We start from the raw sequence: 22,678 nt of genomic DNA, 5'->3' as shown, positions 1-22,678 counted from the left end.
CCATTGGTCATCACGTAGCATTAGCCGAGGCATAGATCACCGAAAAATGCTGATATTCTAAATCAGCCCGATCTCCATCAGCAATTGTTAACGCACCCTAGGAGCCATTGATGAGCACTTCTCAACGTTTGGTGATCATTCGTCATGGGCCCCATGCGTCCAACTCCTTGCGTGAAGGGCTGGATGTGGCCCTGGTGGCGGCGGCATTTGGTGAAGAGGTAAGCCTGCTGTTCATGGGGCAGGGGGTGTTTGCGCTGCTCAAGGAGCAGGGCGCTGGCGCGCCGGGCCAAAAAGCGACGCTGCCGACGATGAACATGCTGGAAATGTACGACATCAACGACCTGTGGGTGCCCCAAGAAGCGCTGGACGAGCTGAGCCTGACGCCCGATCACCTGCGGGAAGGGGTCAAGTGCTTGCCAGCAGCGGAGCTGCCTGCGCTGTTGGCACGTCATGAACAGGTACTCACCTTTTAATGGGCGACATACGATGCTGCATATAGTCAACAAACCAACTGAGCACAGCGCCGCACACCAGATGCTGGCAGTCGTTTCCCCGGGTGACACGGTGCTGCTCATCGAAGACGCCGTTCAGGCCGTGCTGCACGATGCCTGGCAGGGCTGGCGCATGGAAGGCGTGGAGGTGCTGGCGCTGCATGACGATGTGGTAGCCCGCGGGTTGAGTGGATATGCATCTGACAAGCCGTTGGCGGATATGCCAATGTTTGTCAGCTTGACCGAACAGCACCCGCAGATCTTGACGTGGTATTGATATGAGTAATGAAGATTTATACCGTTATCTTGATTCAGCTAAAACAATCCAACTCGACCCTGAGGGCTACTTGGTAGAGCAAGGCCAGTGGTCAGAAGAAGTAGCGGAGTGGCTGGCGAACGACGAAGGCATGTCGTTGACAGCGGAACACTGGGAAATCATCCATGTGGTACGAGACTTCTACGCCCGTTACGAGATGGCACCTGCGATGCGACCGTTGGTCAAGGCCACCACGCAGGCGCTGGGGGCAGAAAAAGGGCGCTCGATCTATCTGATGACGCTCTTTCCTGGCAGCCCGCCGAAACGTATTGCGCGGATTGCCGGCTTGCCCAAGCCCACCAACTGCCTATGAGCATGCGCCTGCTGACCATGGCAGGCGCTATACCAGATCTCCACGCGTACAGACCGAGAGCACCACGGCATCGTCCTGGCTGGTCGACACCAGCGCGTGGCCCATGTCGCTATCGAAATAGATGCTGTCACCCTCTGCCAGTACCAACGGGGCATAAAACTCGGTGTACAGCATGATATCGCCGTGCAATACCATCAAAAACTCTTCGCCGTCGTGACGCACCCACTGATGATATTCGTCAAAGCTGCGGGCGCGCACGATGGTCTTGAACGGGATCATGCGCTTTTGAGCCAACTGATGCCCCAGTAGCTCGTGTTCGTAGGTGGGGGTGGGGTGCAGCTGCCCTTTGCCTTTGCGAGTAAGATCGCGACGCCCCATGGTGTAACGCTCACGCTTGGGCGGCGTAAACAGCTGCGGCAGGTCGATATTCAAACCGCTGATCAGCTTCTGAACCACCCCGAACGTAGGCGAAACCTGATCATTTTCGATCTTGGACAGCGTCGAACGGGCAATGCCGGTACGTTGGCTCACATCTTCCAGGGTCCACTGGTTGGCCAGACGAATCTGCTTCAACCGCTCACCCAGGCGCAGCGGTTCGACAAAAGGTTTTCGCCCTGAGGCAATGCGCAGCGCGGCATGCTCTTCGGAAGTCGCGGTCATAAAGGTCACGTAGTGAGAGCGTCAATGAGAGAGAACGTCAACGAAAGCCGCATGGTACCACAGGCAAAAGGGGCGCGGTGGCGCCCTAGGGCGTATCGGTGAAAGGCAACCCCAACAAGGCCTTGAGATGCGCTTCACTGCTGCTGGCCAGCGAGGTCAGGTTATAGCCGCCTTCCAGCACGGAGACCACGCGGTTGTCGGCATACAGGGCCGCTATCTCCATGGCCAGGTGCGTCACCCAGTAAAAGTCCTCGTCCTCCAGGCATAGGTCGCCCATGGGGTCCTCGCGGTGAGCATCGAACCCCGCCGAGAGCATCACCAGGTCCGGTTTGAACGCATGCAGCGCCGGTAGCCACTGACGTTCTATGGCGCCGCGAAACGCCGCGCTGTCGGTACCGGCCTCCAGCGGGGTGTTGACCACGTTCTGCCACTCGCTACGCAGGTAACGCCATGGATAGAAGGGGTACTGGAAGCTGGTACAGACCAGCACATCGGGGTCATTCTTGAAAATATCGATGGTGCCGTTGCACTGATGGACATCGAAATCGAGTATGGCGATACGCCGAGCGCCATATTTTGCGCGGGCATGGGCAGCGCCCACCGCCACGTTGTTGTAGAAGCAGAAGCCCATGGCGTCGGCAGCTTCCGCATGGTGCCCAGGGGGTCGGACCGCACAAAACACGTTGTCTGCCTGCCGTTTGTAAACCTGATCGACACCACGAATCACCGCTCCGGCCGCCACTCTGGCCGCTTTCAGGCTCTCCGGGTTCATCATGGTATCGCTGTCCAGCGTCACGATACCTTCATCGGGCACGCACTTTTCCAGCGCTTTCAGGTGGCGCAGGGGGTGCACCCGCGCAAGCGCTTCGTCATCCGCTTCCTTGGCATCCCCCTGCATGGTTTGTTGCAGCAATCCGCTCAACGACAGGCGTGCACGAATGGCTTCCAATCGCTCAGGGCTTTCGGGATGTTCCGGCCCCATGTGGTGCAATACGCAATGGGGGTGGGTAAGGTAGGCGGTAATCATGCAAGTGCTCCGGTGACGGTAAAGCCACCTTAATCGCCCCGGGGGCTTGCGCGACAGTGTCAATAAGTCGTACACAGTAGGGACCCATGTCAGAGGAGATGCCTTCGTGAGCACACGCTTTCTGCACCATTTTTTCGAGCCTCGCTCCATTGCCGTTTTTGGGGCGTCTGAAAAGCCTGAATCGCTGGGTGGGCTCGTGTTGGGCAACGTGCAGGAGGCGGGCTTCAAAGGTGCGCTATGGGCGGTGAACCTGAGAGGCTACGACAGCGTGTTTGGGGTCAAATGCGTCAGAAATGTCGACGAGCTGCCGGAAGTCCCTGACCTGTGTGTCATCTGCTCGCCTATCGAGGGCGTGCCTCGCTTGATCCGTAAGCTGGGCAAGTTCGGCGCCAAGGCCGCGCTGGTACTGTCAGGCGGCGCCTATCTGGACCGCGAGGAGGGCGACAAGGGGTCGATTCGTCAACGCATGCTGCAGGCCGCTCGGGAATCCGGCATCCGAGTGCTGGGCCCGGAGTGCATGGGCCTGATCGTGCCAGGTAAAAAACTCAATGCCTCTTATGCCAGCCAACCCATCAAGGCCGGGCGAGTCGCGTATCTGGGCCAGTCCGGCATGCTGGCCAATGCGATGATCGACTGGGCGGCGGGGCGGGACGTGGGCTTTTCCCATCTGATTACCGTGGGTGACAGCGTCGATGTGCTGCTGCCCGATTTGATCGACTACGTGAACCAGTACTCACCGGCCCAGGCCATCCTGCTGCACCTCGAACGGGTCACCGACGCCCAGCATTTCATGACCTCCGTGCGGGATGCCTCGCGCAACCGACTGGTGGTGGCCATCAAGAGTGGCCGAACCCCGCAATCGGATATTTCCGGCATGCCGCCGACGCCAGGAATCGCGAACCGTGACGTAGTGTTCGACGCTGCCTTTGCCAGGGCGGGGGTGGTACGGGTGAATGATTCGGACGAGATGCTGGATGCGCTGGAAACGCTGTCACGCATGAAACCACTGCGGGGAGACCGCCTGGCCATCGTGTCCAACGGCCTGGGCCCTGCCATGCTGGCCATCGACAAGCTGATCAGTGCCGGAGGAACGCTGGCCGAGTTCGACGCCGACACCCAGGCGGCTCTGCACAAGAGCCAGGTCGACATGAGCAAGCCGGGGGAAAACCCGGTAGACCTGGGGGGCAACGCCACACCGGAGCGCTTCGTCGAGGCGCTGCAAATCGTCACTGCAGACCCCAATGTCGATGCGGTACTGGTGGTTCACGCCCCCACTCGGCTTGCACCTTCGGTGACCACTGCCCAGGCGCTGATCGATCACCGCAAATCCTTCAAGCGCAACCTGCTGACCAGTTGGATGGGGCTCAAGGAAGCCCTCAACGCCCGCCATGTCTGTAATCTGGCGGGGATTCCTACCTATACGTCACCGGAAAAAGCGGTCAAGGCTTTCATGCACATGGTCGACTATCAGCGGGTGCAGGCGCTGCTGCATGAAATTCCGCCCAGTCTACCGTTTTCCACCAGTCCGGCGATTCGCGCCGAGTGCCGTGCCCTGATCAAACACGCCAAGGAGCAGGGGCGGCAAACGCTGACCCACTCGGAAACCGCCCGGGTACTGGAAGCCTACGGCATCCCCACGGCAGAAAGTGTCTACCTTCAGTCGCCGGAAGAAGCCTTGCAGGTAGCAGAGCGCTTCCCGGGCCCCAAGGCGTTGAAAGTGATTCACGACGGCAACTGTCGGCCCTATCGTTATCGAAAGCATCCCCACAAGATTTCGGCAGGCCTGCTGCAGGACCTCGAAAGCGCTCAGCAGGTGGCCGATGGCGTGCGCCAATTGGGAGACAAGGTCCGCGAGAAATTTCCCGAGCACAGCGTGCGTGAGTACTGCCTTCAGCCCATGCAGCGGGGCAAGCACTCCATGCAGATATGTGCCGGCATCACCCGAGACCCGGTGTTCGGCCCGCTGATCGTGTTTGGTATCGGGGGCTACAAGGTCAACGTGCTGGCGGACAGGCAGGTGGCGCTGCCACCGCTGAACATGAGTTTGGCCTCGGATGTGGTTGGCCGCACCCATGCTGCCTCGCTGATCCGTGAACACTCTGCCGACCCCGAGCGGGACATCCAGCGGCTCTGCCAGCTGCTGGTCAAGCTGTCACAGATGGCCTCCGACCTGACCGATCTGCGCGGCCTGGAGCTCAACCCGCTGTTGCTCAACCGTGACGGCATGCTGGCGGTGGATTTTGCCATGGATTTGGGCACTCCCGCCCGGTTCGCCATCATGCCGTACCCGGAAGAGCTGCGGGAATGGGTCTCCCTGAAAAACGGTTGGCAGGTGGAAGTGCGGCCAATTCGCGCAGAAGATGCTCCGCTGATCACCGCCTTTCACCGGCAGCTGTCGGAGGAGAGCATCCGTTTTCGCTATTTTCACAACAAGTCCAGCCTGACTCAGCGTGACCTCTCGATTCTCTCGCATATCAATTATGATCGGCAGATGGCCTTCATTGCCGAACATCAGCACGACGATGGCAGCAAGGAGATGTTGGGGGTGGTGCGGGTGTGGAACGATCCCGACAACATTCGCACCGAGTTCTCGATCATCATTCGCGATGATTTGCAGGGCCTGGGGATCGGTAGCCTGCTGATGAAGAAAATGATCGATTACTGCACCAGCATCGGCACCCTGGAAATGATCGGCAAGATCATGGTGGACAACCACCCCATGCGGGCGCTGATGAAGCACCTGGGGTTCCGCTGCCGCTATAATATGGAAGAGCAGGTAATCGATGCCGTGCTGAGACTCAACGAGCCAGATAGCGAATGGCAGCGCCACCGCCTGGAGAGCCTGCCGGATTAAGGGCGGGTACTGCCTGAGGAGCGGCCTCCTCAGGCAAGGTTACATGGAAAGCAACGTCAGGGCGCCAGGCGGAAGCGGCTCCACTCGCCACCGTCGCGGCGCTCGTAGCGCAGGCGGTCGTGCAGGCGGCTTGGCTGGCCTTGCCAGAACTCGATCATTTCAGGATTGACTCGATAACCTCCCCAGTGAATCGGGCGTGGAATCGTCTGGCCCTCATATGCCTGCTCGAAACGCTTCTGACGCTCCTCGATCCAGTTGCGGTCAGGAATCACCACGCTCTGGGTAGCGATCCAGGCGCCCAGCTGGCTGCCGCGAGGTCGGCTGGCAAAATACTCGTCTGACTCTGCCGCGGGAACCTGCTGGACAGGCCCTTCGATACGCACCTGCCGTGACAGCGACGGCCACCAGAAGGTGAGTGCCGCGTAAGGCACGTTGTTGAGCTCGCTGCCTTTGTGGCTGTGGTAGTTGGTAAAAAACACCATGCCCTGGGCATCGAAGCCCTTGAGCAATACCACGCGAGCATGGGGGCGTCCCTGGCTGTCTACCGTGGCCAGGGTCATGGCGTTGCCATCCTGGCCTTCCTGTTCCAGGGCAAGGCTGAACCACTCATCGAACAGTACAAACGGGTCGCTGGGGGCGGCAGCCTCTTCCAGACGTCCACCTTCATAGTCGCGCCTGACATCGGCAATGTTACGTGTCATGAGTGGATCTCCCTTGCTTTCATCAGTTGTATGCAGGTTATGTTCGCTGGTCTGTGCGTAAAGCTCAAGCATTGATCATGGCTCGCTCCGATTCCGACGCTTGTGACTGTGATACCAACGTGGATAATGAGACACCTTGCCAGCACCATGACAGAGGAACGGGGAATGCAGAAGCAGACAAGACGCATTGCAGTGTGGGATGTGCTGATACGCCTGTGCCACTTGGCCTTGCTGGTCGCCGTCGCCCTGGCCTTTTACACGACCAAAACCGACGGAGCCCCGTTTCTGTTTCCCATCGAGGTACATGCGCAGGCGGGCTACGTGATTCTGGGACTGGTCGTCTTCCGCGTACTGTGGGGCCTGGTGGGCAGCCGCTACGCTCGTTTCTCGACCTTTCTCTACTCACCGACGCGCACCACCGACTATGTCCGTGCGCTGATGAAGCGCCAGGAGCCTCGCTATGCCAGCCACAACCCGTTGGGCGGCTGGATGGTCGTGCTGCTGCTGTTGAGTCTGGGATTTCAAGCCCTCAGCGGCCTGTTCCTGAGTGACGACATCTTTTTTCAGGGGCCGCTGAACGGCTGGGTCGAACGTGACCTGAGCCGCGATCTCGCCAGGCTACACGCCTTGAACAGTGATCTGCTGTTGATATTGATCGGCGTGCATGTGGCGGGGGTGGCGCTGCATGGTGCCAAGGGGGAAGGGCTGATGGCGGCCATGGTCACCGGCGTGAAACGCTTTGCCCGGCCGCCTGTGGATGAAGCACCCGCCGTTCACTCGGCGACTACTCAACGGCTGTGTGCCGTCGGTGCGCTGCTGGTGGCGGCGGGTGTCAGTGGTTGGCTGTGGTTTGCGTAAGATCAGCCTTTCAGATGCTGCTGACGGCTACGGAAACGCGCGTAGCCCATGCAGCCGGTGAATAGCGCCAGTGCCACGATGGCTTCGAGAACGCCGCGCAGACCTTGCCCTGGCAGCGTGGCCAGCATGACCCCTTGGGTGAAATAGAGCAGACTGACGAAGGCCAACCAGGCATGGCCGCGCGCACGCTGGCCAATGATCGAGGGCAGAAACAGTATCAGCGGCAGAATGAATGCCACCACCGGCCGCCAGTTGAAGTCGTCCCCTTGAATGAAAAACCCGCGATAGATGACCAACAGCAGCAGTAGCGCGAAACTCCCCAGTACCAGCTGGCGAGAGTAACGGGTCAACGTATCCAGCCCATGGCGCTGTTCCAGACCATCCAGCCACTGTCTCATGATGCCTCCTTGCGGCGCATTGCTTCGAGTGCCAGGGCCAGACGGGCAATGCGCTTGCCTTGTGCTTGGCACAGCGCACGTTCGTCGGCATCCACCGGACGGTCACTGCGAGCCCCAGCCACGTGGCTCGCCCCGTAGGGGGTTCCGCCGCTTTGGGTGCTCAGCAGCTCGGTTTCGCTGTAGGGTACGCCTGCGTACACCATGCCATGGTGCAGCAGGGGCACCAGCATGCTCAGCAGCGTGCTCTCCTGGCCACCGTGAAGGCTGGAGGTCGAGGTGAAGGCACAGGCGGGTTTATCGATCAGTGCACCATTCATCCAGAGGTTGCTGGTGCTGTCCAGGAAGTACTTCAAAGGGGCGGCCATGTTGCCAAAGCGGGTCGGGCTGCCCAATGCCAGCGCGCTGCAGTGGCGTACATCGTCCAGCGTGGCGTAAACCGCGCCTTCTTGCGGAATCTCGGGGTCGACGGCCTCGCAGGTGGTCGATACTGGCGGCACCGTGCGCAGGCGCGCTTCGATGCCTGCCACGCTTTCTACGCCTGCGGCCAGCTGTCGTGCCATCTCTGCCGTCGCGCCTGAGCGAGAGTAGTAGAGAATCAATACATAAGGAGTAGCATCGCTGCTCATGGTCGCTCCTGAAGGGGCCTGAAGTGGGTAAGGACGCTTCCTGGGGTTGGCGGCGTCGTCAAAGATGTGGGGTATGTTACCAGAGCGGCCAGGTCGACAGGAGGGGCAAGCCAACGCTGCCCGAGGGTTGGCAAGCGCACGTATACCCAGGCCTGCTGCCCGTTGGCCAGCGGCTGTTTGATGCGGTTATAGCGCACTCCCAGCCGTTCGTAGCGGTCCAGCCTTTCCAACTGATCTGCCGTCACGGTCAACAGCAGCCCCTCCACGTGGGCCGCCGGGTTGGGCGACAGGTCGAGGCCCCGGCGTTCGAAGCCCGGTAGCCGTGCTTCACTTGGATTGCCGGACGCACCCATGACCACCCAGCGCACCGGCCAGTAGCGCAGCGTGCCGTAGACGAACACCTGATGCGTGCGCGGCTCGACCTCGGCCACGGTATCGGGGCGCTCATAAAACCAGGGGCTCAGCATGGTCAGCCACAGCCACCCGGCCATGCCGATCAGCAGTAGCGCTATGAGCCACAGCCCGCGTTTGACCCAAACCATGGGCATGACTCCTCAGGTTGCAAATCTCTCAGCTTGAACGGCGTGACGACACAAGACAAGTCTTAAGCAATATCGCGGGGTTTGCTACGATGGTAGAAGATAGCGTGGCACTCTATAGCTGACGAAAGGAGCCTGATATGAGTCAGTCACTTCGGGATGAGTTGGATTTCCGTTCGCTGGTCGGCGAGGTAACGCCGCTGGCCAAGCGAAACCGTGCCGATACAGGCCCTCGGCGGCAAACGCCCTCCGAGGCGCAGCTGGCCAGACGTGAGAGCGCCGCTCAGCGCTTCGATGAGCGCAATTTTCTGTCCGATGATTTTGTCGATCTGCTGCCTCCTTTCGACCCCATCGAGTTTCGCCGCGAGGGGACCCAGCAAGGCGTGGTCGATAAGTTGAAGCACGGCGGTTACAGCGTTCAAGCTCAGCTTCACCTGCTGCGCAGACCTTTGGCGGAGTGCCGGCGCATGCTGTTTCCGTTCATTCAGGAGGCCTATGCCCACGACTTGCGCTCGGTGCTGATCGTGCATGGTCGTGGCCGCGAGCTGGATAGCCCAGCCAACGTATTACGCTCTTATATCGCCAAGTGGCTGACCCAGTTCGACGAAGTGCAGGCGTATGTCTCCGCCCAGCCGTCGGAGGGCGGGTTGGGCGCCACCTGGGTGATGCTGCGCAAGAGCGATCGCGCCAAGGCCCACAATCGAGAGCGCCAGCAGAAACGGCGCGGCTGAACGCAAAAACGCCGACAGGGGCTGCCCCGGTCGGCGTTTTTTTAACGTATGGCCGCGCCTAGTGGCTGGCGGTCAAACGCTTCTCGAACAGCGCCTGACGCTCTTCGACGTCCGTCTGGTAGCGAACGCTGAAGGCGTTGAGGGCACGCAGGGCGTCTTCGGGGTGCTGATCATCCCGCAGGGCCATGGTCGAAAACCCGCAGCGGCGCATGTAATCGAGCTGGTCGACCAGCACGTCACCCACTGCACGAATTTCCCCCGTGAAGCCGTAACGCTCCCGCAGCAGGCGGGCAATGGTGTAACCACGGCCATCGGTAAAGGCAGGAAAATCGACGGCAACGGCAGGTGCTTTATCGAGCGTGCTGGCCAGCTCGGCATTCAGCTCGGTATCACTGGCCAGCAGGGGGGCCAGTTCCGCATCTTCCTTGTTTGCCTGCCAGAGCGCCAGCGGCACGAACGCAGGGCGCTGCTCGGGCAGCGCGTCGGCATCGTAGGAAACGCACCAGGCATTCTCTGCGGCCAATTCACCTTCTTCGATCAGGTGATCCACGTGCACCGGCGTCTGTGGCAGCGCTTCGGCTTGAGTGTCATTGCTGGGCATAAACACGCTCCTTGAAGGGTTTCAGGCCAATGCGACGGTAGGTATCCAGGAAGCGCTCGTCTTCGTGGCGTTCGGCCACGTACACTTCCAGCACTTTCTCGACCACACCCGGCACGTCTTCGCGGAAGAAGGAGGGGCCGAGAATCTTGCCTAACGAAGCATCATCGGTGGCGTTACCGCCAATCGAGATCTGGTAATACTCTTCGCCTTTCTTGTCGACGCCCAGAATGCCGATATGGCCAACGTGGTGGTGACCACAGGCGTTCATGCAGCCGGAGATGTTCAGGTCCAGCGGCCCCAGGTCGTAAAGGAAGTCGAGGTCCTCGAAACGCTCCTGGAGCGCCTGGGCGATGGGGATCGACACCGCATTGGCAAGGCCACAGTAATCACCGCCGGGGCAGCAGATGATGTCGTTGAGCGTGCCTACCGTGGGGTTGGCCATGCCCAGCGCGTCCAGCTCGTTCCAGAGTGCTTCGATCTCGTCGACGGGCACGTCCGAGAGCACCAGGTTCTGCTCATGGGTAACACGTACTTCACCGAAGCTGTAACGGTCTGCCAGGTCGGCAACGGCGTCCATCTGGTCGGCGGTCACGTCGCCAGGCGCGTGCTCACGGCGCTTGAGCGACAGCGTCACGGCCTTGTAGCCCGGCACTTTGTGGTCGGTCACGTTGTTGGTGACGAAACGCGCAAAACTGCGGTTTTCACCGCGCAGCTGTTCGTAGGCGTCGATGGCGCTCTCGCTGACAGGACGGCGCTCGGGCTCCGGGAAGTGCATCTTGGCGGCATCCACGGCGGCCTGGTTCAGCGTTTGCGGGCCATCCTTCAGGTGGGCCCACTCTTCATCGACGCGGCGACGGAACTCTTCGATACCCAGCGCCTTGACCAGGATCTTGATGCGCGCCTTGAACTTGTTGTCGCGGCGGCCAAACTGGTTGTACACCCGCACGCAGGCTTCCAGGTAGGTCAGCAGGTGCTGCCAGGGCAGGTCATGGCGGACCACGTCACCAATCATCGGCGTACGTCCCAGGCCACCGCCTGCCAGTACCGAAATGCGCAGCTCACCTTCATCGTTGCGCCACAGGCGCAGGCCAATATCATGCACCTGAATGGCTGCACGGTCCTGAGCGGCGCCGGTGACGGCGATCTTGAACTTACGCGGCAGGTAAGCGAATTCGGGGTGCAGCGTCGACCATTGGCGAATCAGCTCGCACCACGGGCGCGGGTCTTCCACTTCATCGTTGGCGATACCCGCAAACTGGTCACTGGTGGTATTACGGATACAGTTGCCGCTGGTCTGGATGGCGTGCATCTGCACCTTGGCCAGTTCTGCCAGGATGTCCGGCACGTCTTCCAGGGCGGGCCAGTTCAGCTGGAGATTCTGGCGCGTGGTGAAGTGGCCATAGCCGCGGTCGTAGCGACGGGTGATCTCCGCCAGCGCGCGCAGCTGATAGCCCGCCAGCATGCCGTAGGGAATGGCAATGCGCAGCATCGGGGCATGCTTTTGGATGTAGAGCCCGTTCTGCAACCGCAGGGGGCGGAACTCTTCTTCTCCCAAACGCCCTGCGCGGTAGCGTTCCATCTGGTCGCGGAACTGAGCGACGCGCTCATCGACCAGTGTCTGGTCGTGAATATCATAACGGTACATGTGGCACGATCCTGCTAAAAGCGAAATGGTCACGTCGGGACGGACGGTATTGTGCCGCCACCTTAACGCGGGCGTCATATTCTACAAAAGAATATATAATTATCTTTTTATCGTTAAATGCTATTAATGCGTTAGCGCTCAGGCATTCGCCTTGAGGCCGTGGGCCAGCCAGCGTCGTCGCTGCCAAACCCATAAAAAACTGCCGGAATTGAGCAGCCGATAGCATAGCTGGCTCAGCCATACGCCGACCAGCCCGTAGCCCATGACGATGCCGACCCACCAGGCCAAGGGCAGAAATACCAGCCACTGCATGCCCAGCGTCAACAACATCACGGTACGTTGTGCGCCCGCTCCCATCAACGCCTGGGCCAGCACCAGGGCAGCCGCATCCAGCACGATCATCACGGCGGTAATGCGTAGCGGCAGTGTCCCCAGTTCGAGCAGCGCCGGACCCGTAAAAAAGATCCCCAGAATCTGCACGGGAAACAGCAGCATGGGGAGCGCCAGTATACTCAACATCATGGCCGCGACGCGAAGGGCGTCCAGCCCCCAGCGATGTGCCTCGCGCTGATCGTCACGCCCCAGGGCTTCGCCCACCAGGCTCATGGCAGCCACGCCAATACCCACGCCAGGCAGAATCAGCAGCAGAGAGAGGTTCACCAGCACATGGCCTACCGCCACGCTGGAGGTACCTAACCGCCCCAGCAGCCAGAACAGCACCACATAGCCCGCGGCAAACCAGAGCTGTTGAAGTGAGTGGGGGAAGGCCAGCCGGACGGTTTGCCATAAGGCCGCCAACGGCAAGGGCTGCCACGTAATGCGCGCCCGCAGCGTTACCCAGGCCCAGGCCAGCAGGCCCAGCAGCAGTGAAAGGCTGGTGCCCAGGGCCGCGCCATTGGTGCCCAGCGCAGGCAAGCCTGCCAACCCGTAGATCAACCCCGCGCTGAGCAGCACGTTGACCAGATGCACCGCTACGACAATACGCAAATACAGGTGGGTGTGCTGAAGCCCGTTCCAGTAGCCCCTCAGGCAGAGGGTCATGGCGATCACCGCAAGCGACAGCACCCGCCAGCGAAAGTAGTCGACGGCCACCTGCGAGACATCATCTGCGGGAGCGATCAGCTGTATCCACCAGGGGGCTTGCCACCATGCCCAGGCGGTCAAGGGAACCCCTACCCCCAGGCTGATGAGCAGCCCGGCCTGCAAGGCAGTGGGCGCGGTGCGGCCTTCTCCGAAAGCGTGAGCGGTCTGGGATTGCACGCTGGACGAGAGGCCGAACACCAGTGCCGTCATCATGAACATGGCGTAGCCACCCAGCCCCACGCCCGCCAGAGCCTCCTCTCCCAAGTGTCCCACCAGCGCGGCATCCACCAGGTTGAGCATGCTCTGTGACAGCATGCCCAGCATAACCGGGAGAGCAAGGCGCATGACCTTGCTCTGACGACGAACCGGCGACATCAGCTCGGATCGTAGGAGAGCACGGGCGCCAACCAGCGCTCCATTTCTTCCAGCGACATCTGTTTGCGCTGCGCCAGCGCATCGACCTGGTCACGGGTGATCTTGCCGGTGGAGAAGTACTTCGACTGCGGATGGGCAAAGTACCAGCCGGACACCGCCGCCGCTGGCCACATGGCAAAATTCTCGGTCAGCACGAGCCCGGTATTCTTTTCGGCTTCCAACAGCCGGAACAGCGTGGCTTTTTCGGTGTGATCAGGGCAGGCAGGATAGCCGGGGGCAGGGCGGATGCCCTGGTACTTCTCGGCGATCAAGGCCTCGTTGTCCAGCGTCTCTTCCGGCACGTAGCCCCAGAACTCCTTGCGTACCCGCTCGTGGATACGCTCGGCAAAGGCCTCCGCCAAACGATCGGTCAGTGCCTGTACCAGGATGGCATTGTAGTCATCTCCCGCCGCTTCATAGGCTTTGGAAAGCTCATCCACACCATGGCCCGTGGTGACCGCAAAGCCCCCGATCCAGTCGTCCTTGCCGCTCTCCTTGGGGGCGATGAAATCAGCCAGGCTGTAACAGATGCCGTCACGGCCTTTGGTGGTCTGTTGACGTATATGATGCAGGCGCTCGACGACCTGGGTGCGGGATTCGTCGGCATAGACTTCGATGACATCGTCGTCCACGCTGTTGGCAGGCCACAGGCCAATCACACCCCGCGCCTGCACGCGTTTTTCATCGATCAGCTTGCGCAGCATCAACTGCGCGTCGGCAAACAGGCTGCGCGCCGCTTCACCCACGATCTCGTCGTCGAGAATCTTCGGGTACTTGCCGGCCAGTTGCCAGCTCATGAAGAAGGGCGTCCAGTCGATGCGCTCCACCAGCTCGTTCAAGTCGTAATCGTCGAAGGTCATCAAACCCGGCTGCCGGGGGGCCACAGGGGTATGCGTGGCCCAGTCGGTGCGGAAGCGCCGCTTGCGAGCCTGGGTGTAGTCCAGGTCGGCGGCTTTGGGGCGACGCTTGGCGTTGCGCTCGCGGACCTTTTCGTACTCTTCACGAATCTCGGCGACGTAGGCCGCCTTGAGGTTGGGCGCCAGCAGCTTGCCGGCCACGCCAACGGCGCGGGAGGCGTCGGTGACGTAGATGACCGGGTGGTCGTACTGGGGCTCTATCTTGACGGCGGTATGCGCCTTGGAGGTCGTCGCACCGCCGATCAGCAGCGGCAGGTTCATGCCACGTCGCTGCATCTCCTTGGCCACATGGACCATTTCGTCCAGCGAAGGCGTGATCAGGCCCGACAGGCCGATGATATCGGCATTGTGGTCAATGGCGGCCTGGAGAATTTTCTCGGTGGGCACCATGACGCCCAGGTCGATCACTTCGTAGTTGTTACACTGCAGCACCACGCCGACGATGTTCTTGCCAATATCGTGGACATCGCCCTTGACCGTGGCCATCACGATCTTGCCCTTGGCCTGGGTCTCCGCGCTTTTCTCCGCTTCGATGAACGGGATCAGATACGCCACCGCCTGCTTCATGACGCGGGCCGACTTGACCACCTGGGGCAGGAACATCTTGCCCGCGCCAAACAGGTCGCCGACCACGTTCATGCCATCCATCAGCGGGCCTTCGATGACCTCGATGGGGCGTTCAGCCTGGGCGCGGGCCTCTTCGGTATCTTCCTCGATGAACGCCGTCACGCCCTTGACCAGCGCATGCTCGATGCGCTTGTTGACCGGCCAGCTGCGCCACTCCAGATCTTCCTTCTTGGCTGCGCCGCTGCCATCTCCCTTGTATTTGTCGGCGATGTCCAGCAACCGTTCGGTGCCATCATCGCGGCGGTTGAGCACCACGTCTTCGACGGCGTCACGCAGTTCGGCGGGCAGATCATCGTAAACCGCCAGCTGGCCGGCGTTGACGATGCCCATGGTGAGCCCGGCGCGAATCGCGTGGTAGAGGAACACCGAGTGGATGGCTTCCCGCACCGGGTTGTTGCCACGGAACGAGAACGACACGTTGGAGACGCCGCCGGAAATCATCGCATGGGGCAGGTGCTCACGGATCCACTGGGTGGCCTCGATGAAATCGACGGCGTAGTTGTTGTGCTCCTCGATGCCGGTGGCGATGGCGAAGATATTCGGGTCGAAGATGATGTCTTCCGCCGGGAAGCCTATCTCGTCGACCAGCAGGCGGTAGGCGCGTTCACAGATTTCCACCTTGCGGGCGAAGGTATCGGCCTGGCCCTCTTCGTCGAAGGCCATCACGACGATCGCCGCACCAAAACGGCGACATTTGGTGGCCTGTTCGCGGAACGCCGCTTCACCCTCTTTGAGCGAGATGGAGTTGACCACCGCCTTGCCTTGCACGCACTTCAAGCCCGCCTCGATGATGTCCCACTTGGAGGAGTCGATCATGATGGGCACCCGGGCGATGTCAGGCTCCCCGGCAATCAGGTTGAGGAAGCGCACCATGGCTTCCTGCGACTCCAACATGCCTTCGTCCATGTTGATGTCGATGATTTGCGCGCCGCTCTCGACCTGCTCCAGCGCCACTTCCAGCGCCGTGGTGAAGTCCTCTTCGACGATCAGGCGTTTGAAGCGGGCCGAGCCGGTCACGTTGGTACGCTCACCCACGTTGACGAACAGCGAGTCGGCCTCGATGTTGTAAGGCTCCAGGCCCGCCAGGCGGCAGGCGCGACGGCGCTCGGGCACCTGACGGGGCGCCATGCTGTGAACGGCCTCGGCAATGGCGCGGATATGTTCCGGCGTCGAGCCACAGCAGCCGCCAATGATGTTGACCAAGCCACTCTGGGCAAACTCGCCCACGATGGCCGCCATCTCTTCTGGCGTCTGGTCGTACTCGCCGAACTCGTTCGGCAAGCCCGCATTGGGGTGTGCCGACACGAAGGTATCTGCCTTGGTGGCCAGCTCTTCCAGGTAAGGGCGCAGTTCCTCGGCGCCCAGCGCACAGTTGAGGCCCACCGAGAGGGGCTGGGCATGGCGAATGGAGTTCCAGAAGGCTTCGGTGGTCTGCCCTGACAGGGTGCGCCCGGAGGCATCGGTGATGGTCCCCGAAATCATGATCGGCAAACGACGGCCCAGGTCTTCGTAAAGCTCTTCAAGTGCGTAAATGGCGGCCTTGGCATTGAGCGTGTCGAAAATGGTCTCGATCATGATCAGATCGGCACCACCCTCGATCAGCGCGTTGGCGGCTTCGTAATAATTCTCGCGCAGCTCGTCGAAGGTCACGTTGCGCTTGGCGGGGTCGTTGACGTCCGGCGACAGCGATGCGGTACGCGAGGTAGGCCCCAGCACGCCTGCCACATAGCGGGGGATGTCGGTTTCCGCGGCCACGGCATCACACACCTCTCTGGCCAGCCGGGCAGACTCCCTGTTCAGCTCGGGCACCAGGTCTTCCATGCCATAGTCGGCCTGGGAAAGTCGTGTGCTGTTGAAGGTGTTGGTTTCTAGAATATCGGCGCCTGCCAGCAGGTAGTCGCGGTGGATACGGGCCACCACGTCGGGGCAGGTCAGGGCCAGCAGGTCGTTGTTGCCCTTGAGATCGGAAGGCCAGTCGTGAAAACGCTCGCCACGAAAATCCTCTTCACTGAGCTGGGCATTCTGCAGCATGGTACCCATACCGCCATCCAGAATCAGGATGCGTTGGGTCAGGCGTTGGGTAAGGGATGCAGTCAAATCACTAGCGGCCATGGCAGGGGAAGTTCTCCAGCGTCTCGGTCGAAAAGGATATTCTTGTTGTCGTCGTCATGGGTGAGCGGCGCTTATCATACCAAAGGGTGCTCGCAAGGGCAGCAAGTAAGCCATGCCGCTCGCCCAATAGCCGACTAAAACGGTCGGGATTGTGTCGCAACGTGGTTTTGCTTACCATAGGCACAAATGACATGTGAAGTGGCAACGCCACTACCACGGGAGGATAACATCCCTTATGACCACGACTATCGAAGCGCCGGGCATTGACATCACTGATAGCGCACAGGGCTACCTCGCCGAGCTGCTGGAAAAGCAGAACGTCGAAGGCATTGCCGTGCGTATTTTCATTACCCAGCCGGGCACGCCTTATGCAGAAACCTGCCTGGCCTACTGCCGCCCGGGTGAAGAAGAGCCCACCGACGTCAAGCTCGAGCTTGACAAGATCAACGTGTTTCTCGACAAGAACAGCCTGGCGTTTCTTGAAGAGGCCGTGGTGGACTTCAATGCCGACCGTATGGGTGGGCAGCTGACCATCAAGGCACCCAACGCCAAGATGCCCAAGGTCAATGCGGACAGCCCGCTGGAAGACCGCATCAATTATATCCTGTACAGCGAGATCAACCCCGGGCTGGCGGCCCACGGCGGTGAGATCAAGCTGGTCGAGCTGACCGAAGACAAAATGGCCATTCTGGCCTTTGGTGGCGGTTGCCAGGGCTGTGCCGCGGTCGACCTGACCCTCAAGGATGGCGTCGAAAAAACGCTGCTTGAGCGCATCCCCGAGCTGGCGGGTATTCGTGACGTCACCGACCACACCGATACCAGCAACGCCTACTACCGCTGACAAATAGTCGCCCCATGAAAAGGGGCTGAATCCAGGCTGATTTGTTTGTCTGGATGTATGTAGCAAGCGTGTTAGAGCCCGGCAGGCAACTGTCGGGCTCTCTTGTTCATGACCTTGCAACGGCAAGATAGCGGCACGGTTTAAAAAATGTTAGCCAGCAAATAGCGAGAAACAGACCCTAGGTGTATAACTGTTGTAGAGGAGAAACGACAACAGGGAGCATCGATCATCAAAACGTCATCCGCTTTTTCCAACATTCATAAACCCATCTTCTTTGGTTCACTGGGCCTGCTGCTGGCCGTCACGATCCCCCTGGTGCTGTTTCCAGACATGGGACGCGTATGGGTCATGGCGGCGCAAGGCTTCGTCACCACCAACTTCGGTATGCTCTACCTGGCCATGGGGCTAGCTTCTCTGGGCTTCATGTTTTACATCGTGTTCAGCGACATTGGCCAGATCAAGCTGGGGGATGTGGATACCGAACCCGAATTCTCGCTGTTTTCCTGGGGTGCAATGCTCTTTGCGGCAGGTATCGGTGGCTCGGTAGTGTTCTGGGGCATGGTGGAGTGGATGTACTATCTGCAAGCACCGCCATTTCATCTCGAGCCTTTCTCGGAAGAGGCGACGGCCTGGGCAGCCACCTACGGCATGTTTCACTGGGGGCCTATCGCCTGGTCGATCTACCTGGTGCCTGCGCTACCCATGGCGTATTTCCTGCACGTACGCAAGCATAAGGTCTTGAGAATCAGCGAAGCCATTCGCCCAGTGCTGGGTGAAAAGCTGGCCAGAAGCTGGCTGGGCAACATCATCGACGTGCTGTTCATCTTCGGCATGCTGGGTGGCGGTGCCACGTCGCTGGGCATTCTGGTGCCGCTGGTCAATGAAGGGGTGGGCGAGCTACTGGGCTTCACGCCCAACGCGCTGAGCCAGGTACTGGTGCTGCTGGGTACGACAGCCCTGTTTGCCGTCAGCGCCTGGCGCGGCTTGAAGGGTGGCATCGAGGTTCTGTCGGACATCAATATGTGGCTGGGGTTGGGGCTGCTGCTCTTCATCCTGATCATGGGGCCAACGGTGTTCATCCTCGATACCGGCCTGAACTCGATCGGCCTGATGCTCAGCAATATCGTTCGCATGGCTACCTGGACCGAACCTTTCGGCAGTTTGAGCGGCTTCGAAGAAACCGGCTTTCATCAGTCGTGGACCATTTTCTATTGGGCCTGGTGGCTGGTATTCGCTCCTACGGTGGGCTTGTTCATCGCGCGGATTTCGAAAGGCCGGCGCATCAAGACCATGGTGGCCGGGTCGATCTTTTTCGGCTCCATGGGCTGTGCACTGTTTTTCATGATTCTGGGCAACTACGGCCTCTATCTGCAGCTTTCAGGCACTTTGGATGTCATCCAGGTCATGAATGAACAATCCGCCAACGCTGCCTTCTTTGCTGTATTGGGAGAGCTTCCGTTTGCCTGGCTGGTCAAGCTGCTGGTCGTGGTACTGCTGTCCATATTCACTGCCACAACCTTCGATTCGATTGCCTATATTCTGTCGTCTGCCGCTGAAAAGAAGCTGGACAAGGAGCCCGCCCGCTGGCACCGACTGTTCTGGGCCTTTACGCTGTCGTTGTTACCCATGTCCTTGCTGTTTCTGGGCGGCCTGCAAACGCTGCAAACTGCCAGTATCGTCAGCGGTCTGCCGCTGCTGGTCATTGCCGTACTGCTCATGGTATCGATGGTTAGGGCAGCGCATTATGACCTGCGCTACCAGCCAGATTACGATGAGCCGGAAATCAATATCGAGGAATTCCCGGAAAACGACCCTTGGACAGAAGAGGGTAGCTGGGAGGTGCCTGAAGAGAGCGGTGCTCCCGACAAGGGATGACCCAACCGCTGGCGAGCGCCACCTCCTTGGAGGTGGCGTTTTGCATTGGATTCATCTTGTAAGGTTTATCTTGTTGCGTCTCTCTTATCGGGACAACCGCAAGGCTTATTTCTGTGGCCTATTCCTGTGACCTAGAGGTCATGGCTTCCGGTAGCGCTGCCAGCTGTGCCTGCATAGCCTCCATTCGCTGCCACAATTGTTGTTGCCACTCTTCACGCCTTGCCGATTGCTGCTGCTCCGCCGCTAACGCCTGCCTTGCCTGATCGAGATTACGCTGAGCGGTTTCCAGTGCCACCTCCAGTGTTTCCTGGTGCCCCTGATGCGTTTGCAGCTGCTGCTCGAGCTTGCCGTTGTCCACCTGCAAACGGCTAACCGTATCGTTTTTATTGCGCAGCTCCTGCTCCAGCGTCTCGCTACGCTTTTCCCACTGCTGCAGACGTTTCTGCAGCGCTTTCTCTTCGTTGGCACGCTCCTGACGCAAGGTGTCCAGCAGCGCCATCAACCGTGCCTCGGCGGCTTCGTTACGCTGCTCCTCCTGTGCGAGGCGCTCCTCCCATGCCTGCTGCTTAGCCTCCAGTTGCATAGTGAAGTCCTCCTCGGCAGCCGTCAGGGCGCGCTGGGCGCCTTGCAGGTCAGCCAGGTGCTGCTCGGCATGCTTTGTGGCCTGCTGAGCCTGCTGCTGCCAATGCCGCTCGCGGGCCTGACACTCTGCCAGTTCACGATGCAGCTGTTCCAGGCGCTGTTCGGTGTGGCGAAGGTGCTCGGCCAGGGCGCTTTCTCGCTGTTCAGCATTGGCGGCCTGCTGGCGTGCTTCGGCGGCTTCCTGCTGAGCGCTTTCTACCTGCTTGTTGGCATCTTCGCGATAGTGCGACAGTGCCTCGTTGGCCAGCTCCTGCGCTTCACTCCATAGTTCACTCGCCACATTGGCCACCACTTCCGGGACGCCCTTGGGTGGGGGAACGTCACGATTCTGCTCACGTGCCGCCCGCCAGGTGCGGAAATGTTCGCTGATGGTGGTGAAGCTGCCGGTTCCCAGTACATCGCGTATGCGCTGCACGCTTGGAGTGTCGCCACGAGACAGCAGCGTATCGATTGCCTGCTGTACATCACTGTACTGAATGCCGTTCCGAGCCATGCCTGTTTGAATCCTTGAAGTGAGTCGCGCCTGAAATGTTCAGGATGGATATTTGCTGTGCGCCATTGTCGTGTAAAAACGGACTCAACTCAATTATTACGTATTACATAAAGCGTAATATTATTTATCTTAAAACCTATAAATTCAAGATTACCCACATTATCTTGAATTTATATGCCAAAAAGGCGATGCTGAGCCCTCTGATAGCGCGAGTTACCCTCATGACCAAGCCACCTGTGCCGCTCTACGACTCAACGCACCTTGCGACCTTCGCCAACGGGCTGGATATAGCCGAGCGGAAGGGCAGTGGCGACGTGTTTCCCGATATCGGGAGCAGGCTAACAACCACCGATTCAGCAACGCTCCATGTGTCGGCCGACACCGACTATCAGGCCGTTGCGCATTGGCTGGCGGAGTACCGAGACAGCCCGCAAACCCTGAAGAGCTATCGTCGTGAAGCGGAGCGGCTGTTGCTCTGGCTGGCCAGCCAGGGGCGCGGGCTAAGGGAGGTGAACCGTGAAACGATGCGGGACTTCGAGGCATTTCTGGAAAACCCGCAGCCCAGGGAGATGTGGGTAGGACCTTCCAAACCACGCCACCATCCGGCGTGGCGGCCGTTTCGCGGCGGGCTGTCACCGGCAAGCCGACGCCAGACCCTCGTCATCCTGCAAGGGCTGTTTGGCTGGCTCGTGGAAGCAGGGTGGGTAGGCCACAACCCATTCGTGCTGATGCGCGACAAATCGCGCCGCCTCAATAATCAGACCCAACGTATCGAACGCTACTTGGAGCGACCGCTATGGGACTGGCTATGGACGTGGCTGAATACACGGCCCATGCCCGCGGATGCACGCGGCCGCTATGAGCATGCGCGGCATCGCTTCATTTTCGGCTTTGCCTACCTATTGGCGCCGCGCATCCATGAGATGGCCAACGCCACCATGGCCGATTTTCGGGTCAGTGAAGGGCGCTGGTGGTGGCATGTGATTGGCAAGGGCGGCAAGCAAGCGCGCATACCGCTGCCCGAGGACATGCAGGCGTGCCTGCAACAGTGGCGCCAGGCGCTGGGCTTAGCGGGCCTGCCCGGTGTTAGCGAACATGGCCCGCTGATCCGCGCGCTGGACAAGCAGCGCGGCATCAGCGACAACCAGCTCTATCGTTTGATCAAGGAGGCCTTCGGTGATGCGGCTCTGGCCCTTGAAGCAGAAGAGGGCAAGAGGGAGTATATCGATGCGCTACGCAAGGCTACGCCCCACTGGCTACGCCACACTTCGATTACCCATCAAGCCCAGGCGGGTGTCAGCCTGCGCTACCTGGCAGAAAACGCCCGCCACTCAAGACTGGATACCACCAGCCGATACCTGCACACCGAAGCCCATGAGTGGCATGAGCAGCAGCAGCGGCATCGCTTGAAAACAGCACCCCCAGAACAGCCTTGAACCGTTATAATGTTGGCCTTCAACGCACTCACCCTGAAAAGGAACCACCATGACCACTTCCGGTGCCGAGCTCGCCCAACAAGAGCTGGTCGAAGAGTTTGAAATGTTCGATAACTGGATGGATCGCTACCAGTACATCATCGATATGGGGAAGCAGCTCCCGGCGTTTCCCGCTGACAAAATCACCGACGAATTCAAGATTCAAGGCTGCCAGTCAAACGTGTGGATGTGCCATGAAGAGCAGGGCGGCCGCTTGATCTTCAAGGCCAAGTCCGACGCTGCCATCGTCTCTGGGCTTATCGCGGTGCTGCTGCGCATTTATAGCGAGCGCACGGCCGAGGAAATCCAGCAGACGGAGCCGCATTTTCTGGCAGATCTGGGATTGGACAAGCACCTGTCACCCACCCGGAGCAACGGCCTGCATGCCATGCTGGAGCGCATCTATCAGGTGGCTAAGCAGCATTAGATAAGCAATTTG

21 protein-coding genes are annotated in these 22,678 nt (G+C 60.0%); 10 read left to right on the top strand and 11 right to left on the bottom strand.

Annotated elements, in window-relative coordinates; genetic code table 11:
• Positions 1–110 precede the first annotated feature (110 nt).
• Genes tusC through IE061_RS10230 form a run of 3 tightly spaced genes read left to right on the top strand, consistent with a single transcriptional unit; the run spans position 111 to position 1,120 of the window.
• The gene (gene tusC, locus IE061_RS10240) at positions 111–473 is read left to right on the top strand and encodes a sulfurtransferase complex subunit TusC (protein WP_193461553.1); all 363 of its coding nucleotides are present in this window, start codon (positions 111–113) and stop codon (positions 471–473) included.
• Between the two features lie 13 nt (positions 474–486).
• The gene (gene tusB, locus IE061_RS10235) at positions 487–768 is read left to right on the top strand and encodes a sulfurtransferase complex subunit TusB (protein WP_193461552.1); all 282 of its coding nucleotides are present in this window, start codon (positions 487–489) and stop codon (positions 766–768) included.
• A gap of 1 nt (position 769) precedes the next feature.
• The gene (locus IE061_RS10230) at positions 770–1,120 is read left to right on the top strand and encodes a TusE/DsrC/DsvC family sulfur relay protein (RefSeq protein WP_096922980.1); all 351 of its coding nucleotides are present in this window, start codon (positions 770–772) and stop codon (positions 1,118–1,120) included.
• Between the two features lie 27 nt (positions 1,121–1,147).
• Here the strand turns inward: IE061_RS10230 and IE061_RS10225 are convergent, their stop codons facing one another.
• A complete protein-coding gene (locus IE061_RS10225) occupies positions 1,148–1,780 on the bottom strand; it encodes a helix-turn-helix domain-containing protein (RefSeq protein ID WP_039177909.1) in 633 nt (210 codons plus the stop codon).
• An 85-nt stretch (positions 1,781–1,865) separates the two neighbouring features.
• Positions 1,866–2,807, bottom strand: coding sequence for a histone deacetylase family protein (locus IE061_RS10220; protein ID WP_193461551.1), 942 nt, complete (start codon positions 2,805–2,807; stop codon positions 1,866–1,868).
• 106 nt (positions 2,808–2,913) lie between these two features.
• Between IE061_RS10220 and IE061_RS10215 the strand changes: the two genes are divergently transcribed.
• A complete protein-coding gene (locus IE061_RS10215) occupies positions 2,914–5,661 on the top strand; it encodes a bifunctional acetate--CoA ligase family protein/GNAT family N-acetyltransferase (protein WP_039177913.1) in 2,748 nt (915 codons plus the stop codon).
• A 56-nt stretch (positions 5,662–5,717) separates the two neighbouring features.
• On the opposite strand, the gene pdxH is transcribed toward IE061_RS10215, so the two are convergent.
• On the bottom strand, positions 5,718–6,362 hold the full coding sequence (pdxH, locus tag IE061_RS10210; RefSeq protein WP_096922983.1) for a pyridoxamine 5'-phosphate oxidase: 645 nt from the start codon (positions 6,360–6,362) through the stop codon (positions 5,718–5,720).
• A 165-nt stretch (positions 6,363–6,527) separates the two neighbouring features.
• Here pdxH and IE061_RS10205 point away from each other — a divergent pair, with 165 nt between their 5' ends.
• Positions 6,528–7,220: a cytochrome b/b6 domain-containing protein gene (locus IE061_RS10205; protein ID WP_096922984.1), complete on the top strand. Its 693-nt coding sequence runs from the start codon at positions 6,528–6,530 to the stop codon at positions 7,218–7,220.
• A 2-nt stretch (positions 7,221–7,222) separates the two neighbouring features.
• Here the strand turns inward: IE061_RS10205 and IE061_RS10200 are convergent, their stop codons facing one another.
• From IE061_RS10200 to IE061_RS10190, 3 genes are read right to left on the bottom strand one after another with little or no spacing between them, the layout of a single operon-like run.
• Positions 7,223–7,618 carry a DUF2069 domain-containing protein gene (locus IE061_RS10200; RefSeq protein WP_039177918.1) on the bottom strand — a complete coding sequence of 132 codons (396 nt, stop codon included), beginning with the start codon at positions 7,616–7,618 and terminating at the stop codon, positions 7,223–7,225.
• On the bottom strand, positions 7,615–8,244 hold the full coding sequence (wrbA, locus tag IE061_RS10195; protein WP_039177921.1) for an NAD(P)H:quinone oxidoreductase: 630 nt from the start codon (positions 8,242–8,244) through the stop codon (positions 7,615–7,617). The genes IE061_RS10200 and wrbA overlap by 4 nt, the downstream gene beginning before the upstream one ends.
• Positions 8,241–8,786 carry a gamma-glutamylcyclotransferase family protein gene (locus IE061_RS10190; protein WP_193461550.1) on the bottom strand — a complete coding sequence of 182 codons (546 nt, stop codon included), beginning with the start codon at positions 8,784–8,786 and terminating at the stop codon, positions 8,241–8,243. Before IE061_RS10190 ends, wrbA begins: the two co-directional genes overlap by 4 nt.
• A 137-nt stretch (positions 8,787–8,923) precedes the next feature.
• On the opposite strand from IE061_RS10190, the gene smrA reads away from it, so the two are divergent.
• Complete coding sequence (gene smrA / locus IE061_RS10185; RefSeq protein WP_016913852.1) at positions 8,924–9,514, top strand: DNA endonuclease SmrA; 591 nt, start codon at positions 8,924–8,926, stop codon at positions 9,512–9,514.
• A 58-nt stretch (positions 9,515–9,572) separates the two neighbouring features.
• Here smrA and IE061_RS10180 read toward each other — a convergent pair whose 3' ends face one another.
• From IE061_RS10180 to metH, 4 genes are all read right to left on the bottom strand, one after another.
• Positions 9,573–10,115 (bottom strand): DUF934 domain-containing protein, encoded by a 543-nt coding sequence (locus IE061_RS10180; protein WP_039177925.1) that lies wholly within the window; start codon positions 10,113–10,115, stop codon positions 9,573–9,575.
• On the bottom strand, positions 10,102–11,760 hold the full coding sequence (locus IE061_RS10175) for a nitrite/sulfite reductase (RefSeq protein WP_193461549.1): 1,659 nt from the start codon (positions 11,758–11,760) through the stop codon (positions 10,102–10,104). The genes IE061_RS10180 and IE061_RS10175 overlap by 14 nt, the downstream gene beginning before the upstream one ends.
• Positions 11,761–11,898: 138 nt before the next feature.
• The gene (locus IE061_RS10170; RefSeq protein WP_230478434.1) at positions 11,899–13,188 is read right to left on the bottom strand and encodes an MATE family efflux transporter; all 1,290 of its coding nucleotides are present in this window, start codon (positions 13,186–13,188) and stop codon (positions 11,899–11,901) included.
• Between the two features lie 29 nt (positions 13,189–13,217).
• Positions 13,218–16,913 carry a methionine synthase gene (gene metH, locus IE061_RS10165; protein WP_193461547.1) on the bottom strand — a complete coding sequence of 1,232 codons (3,696 nt, stop codon included), beginning with the start codon at positions 16,911–16,913 and terminating at the stop codon, positions 13,218–13,220.
• A 235-nt stretch (positions 16,914–17,148) separates the two neighbouring features.
• Between metH and nfuA the strand changes: the two genes are divergently transcribed.
• Positions 17,149–17,754, top strand: coding sequence for a Fe-S biogenesis protein NfuA (gene nfuA / locus IE061_RS10160; protein WP_016913846.1), 606 nt, complete (start codon positions 17,149–17,151; stop codon positions 17,752–17,754).
• A gap of 186 nt (positions 17,755–17,940) precedes the next feature.
• Positions 17,941–19,629, top strand: a complete 1,689-nt coding sequence (locus tag IE061_RS10155; RefSeq protein ID WP_084123766.1) for a BCCT family transporter — start codon at positions 17,941–17,943, stop codon at positions 19,627–19,629.
• Between the two features lie 118 nt (positions 19,630–19,747).
• Here IE061_RS10155 and IE061_RS10150 read toward each other — a convergent pair whose 3' ends face one another.
• Positions 19,748–20,764, bottom strand: coding sequence for a DNA-binding protein (locus IE061_RS10150; RefSeq protein WP_193461546.1), 1,017 nt, complete (start codon positions 20,762–20,764; stop codon positions 19,748–19,750).
• A 221-nt stretch (positions 20,765–20,985) separates the two neighbouring features.
• Here IE061_RS10150 and IE061_RS10145 point away from each other — a divergent pair, with 221 nt between their 5' ends.
• Positions 20,986–22,200: a tyrosine-type recombinase/integrase gene (locus IE061_RS10145; RefSeq protein WP_193461545.1), complete on the top strand. Its 1,215-nt coding sequence runs from the start codon at positions 20,986–20,988 to the stop codon at positions 22,198–22,200.
• 49 nt (positions 22,201–22,249) lie between these two features.
• The gene (locus tag IE061_RS10140) at positions 22,250–22,666 is read left to right on the top strand and encodes a SufE family protein (RefSeq protein WP_016913843.1); all 417 of its coding nucleotides are present in this window, start codon (positions 22,250–22,252) and stop codon (positions 22,664–22,666) included.
• The last annotated feature ends 12 nt before the right edge of the window (positions 22,667–22,678 follow it).

This window comes from Vreelandella hamiltonii (assembly GCF_014651795.1).
Lineage (GTDB): Bacteria > Pseudomonadota > Gammaproteobacteria > Pseudomonadales > Halomonadaceae > Vreelandella > Vreelandella hamiltonii.
Note: the sequence above shows the minus strand (reverse complement) of the source record. Positions and strands in the feature narration are given on the sequence as shown.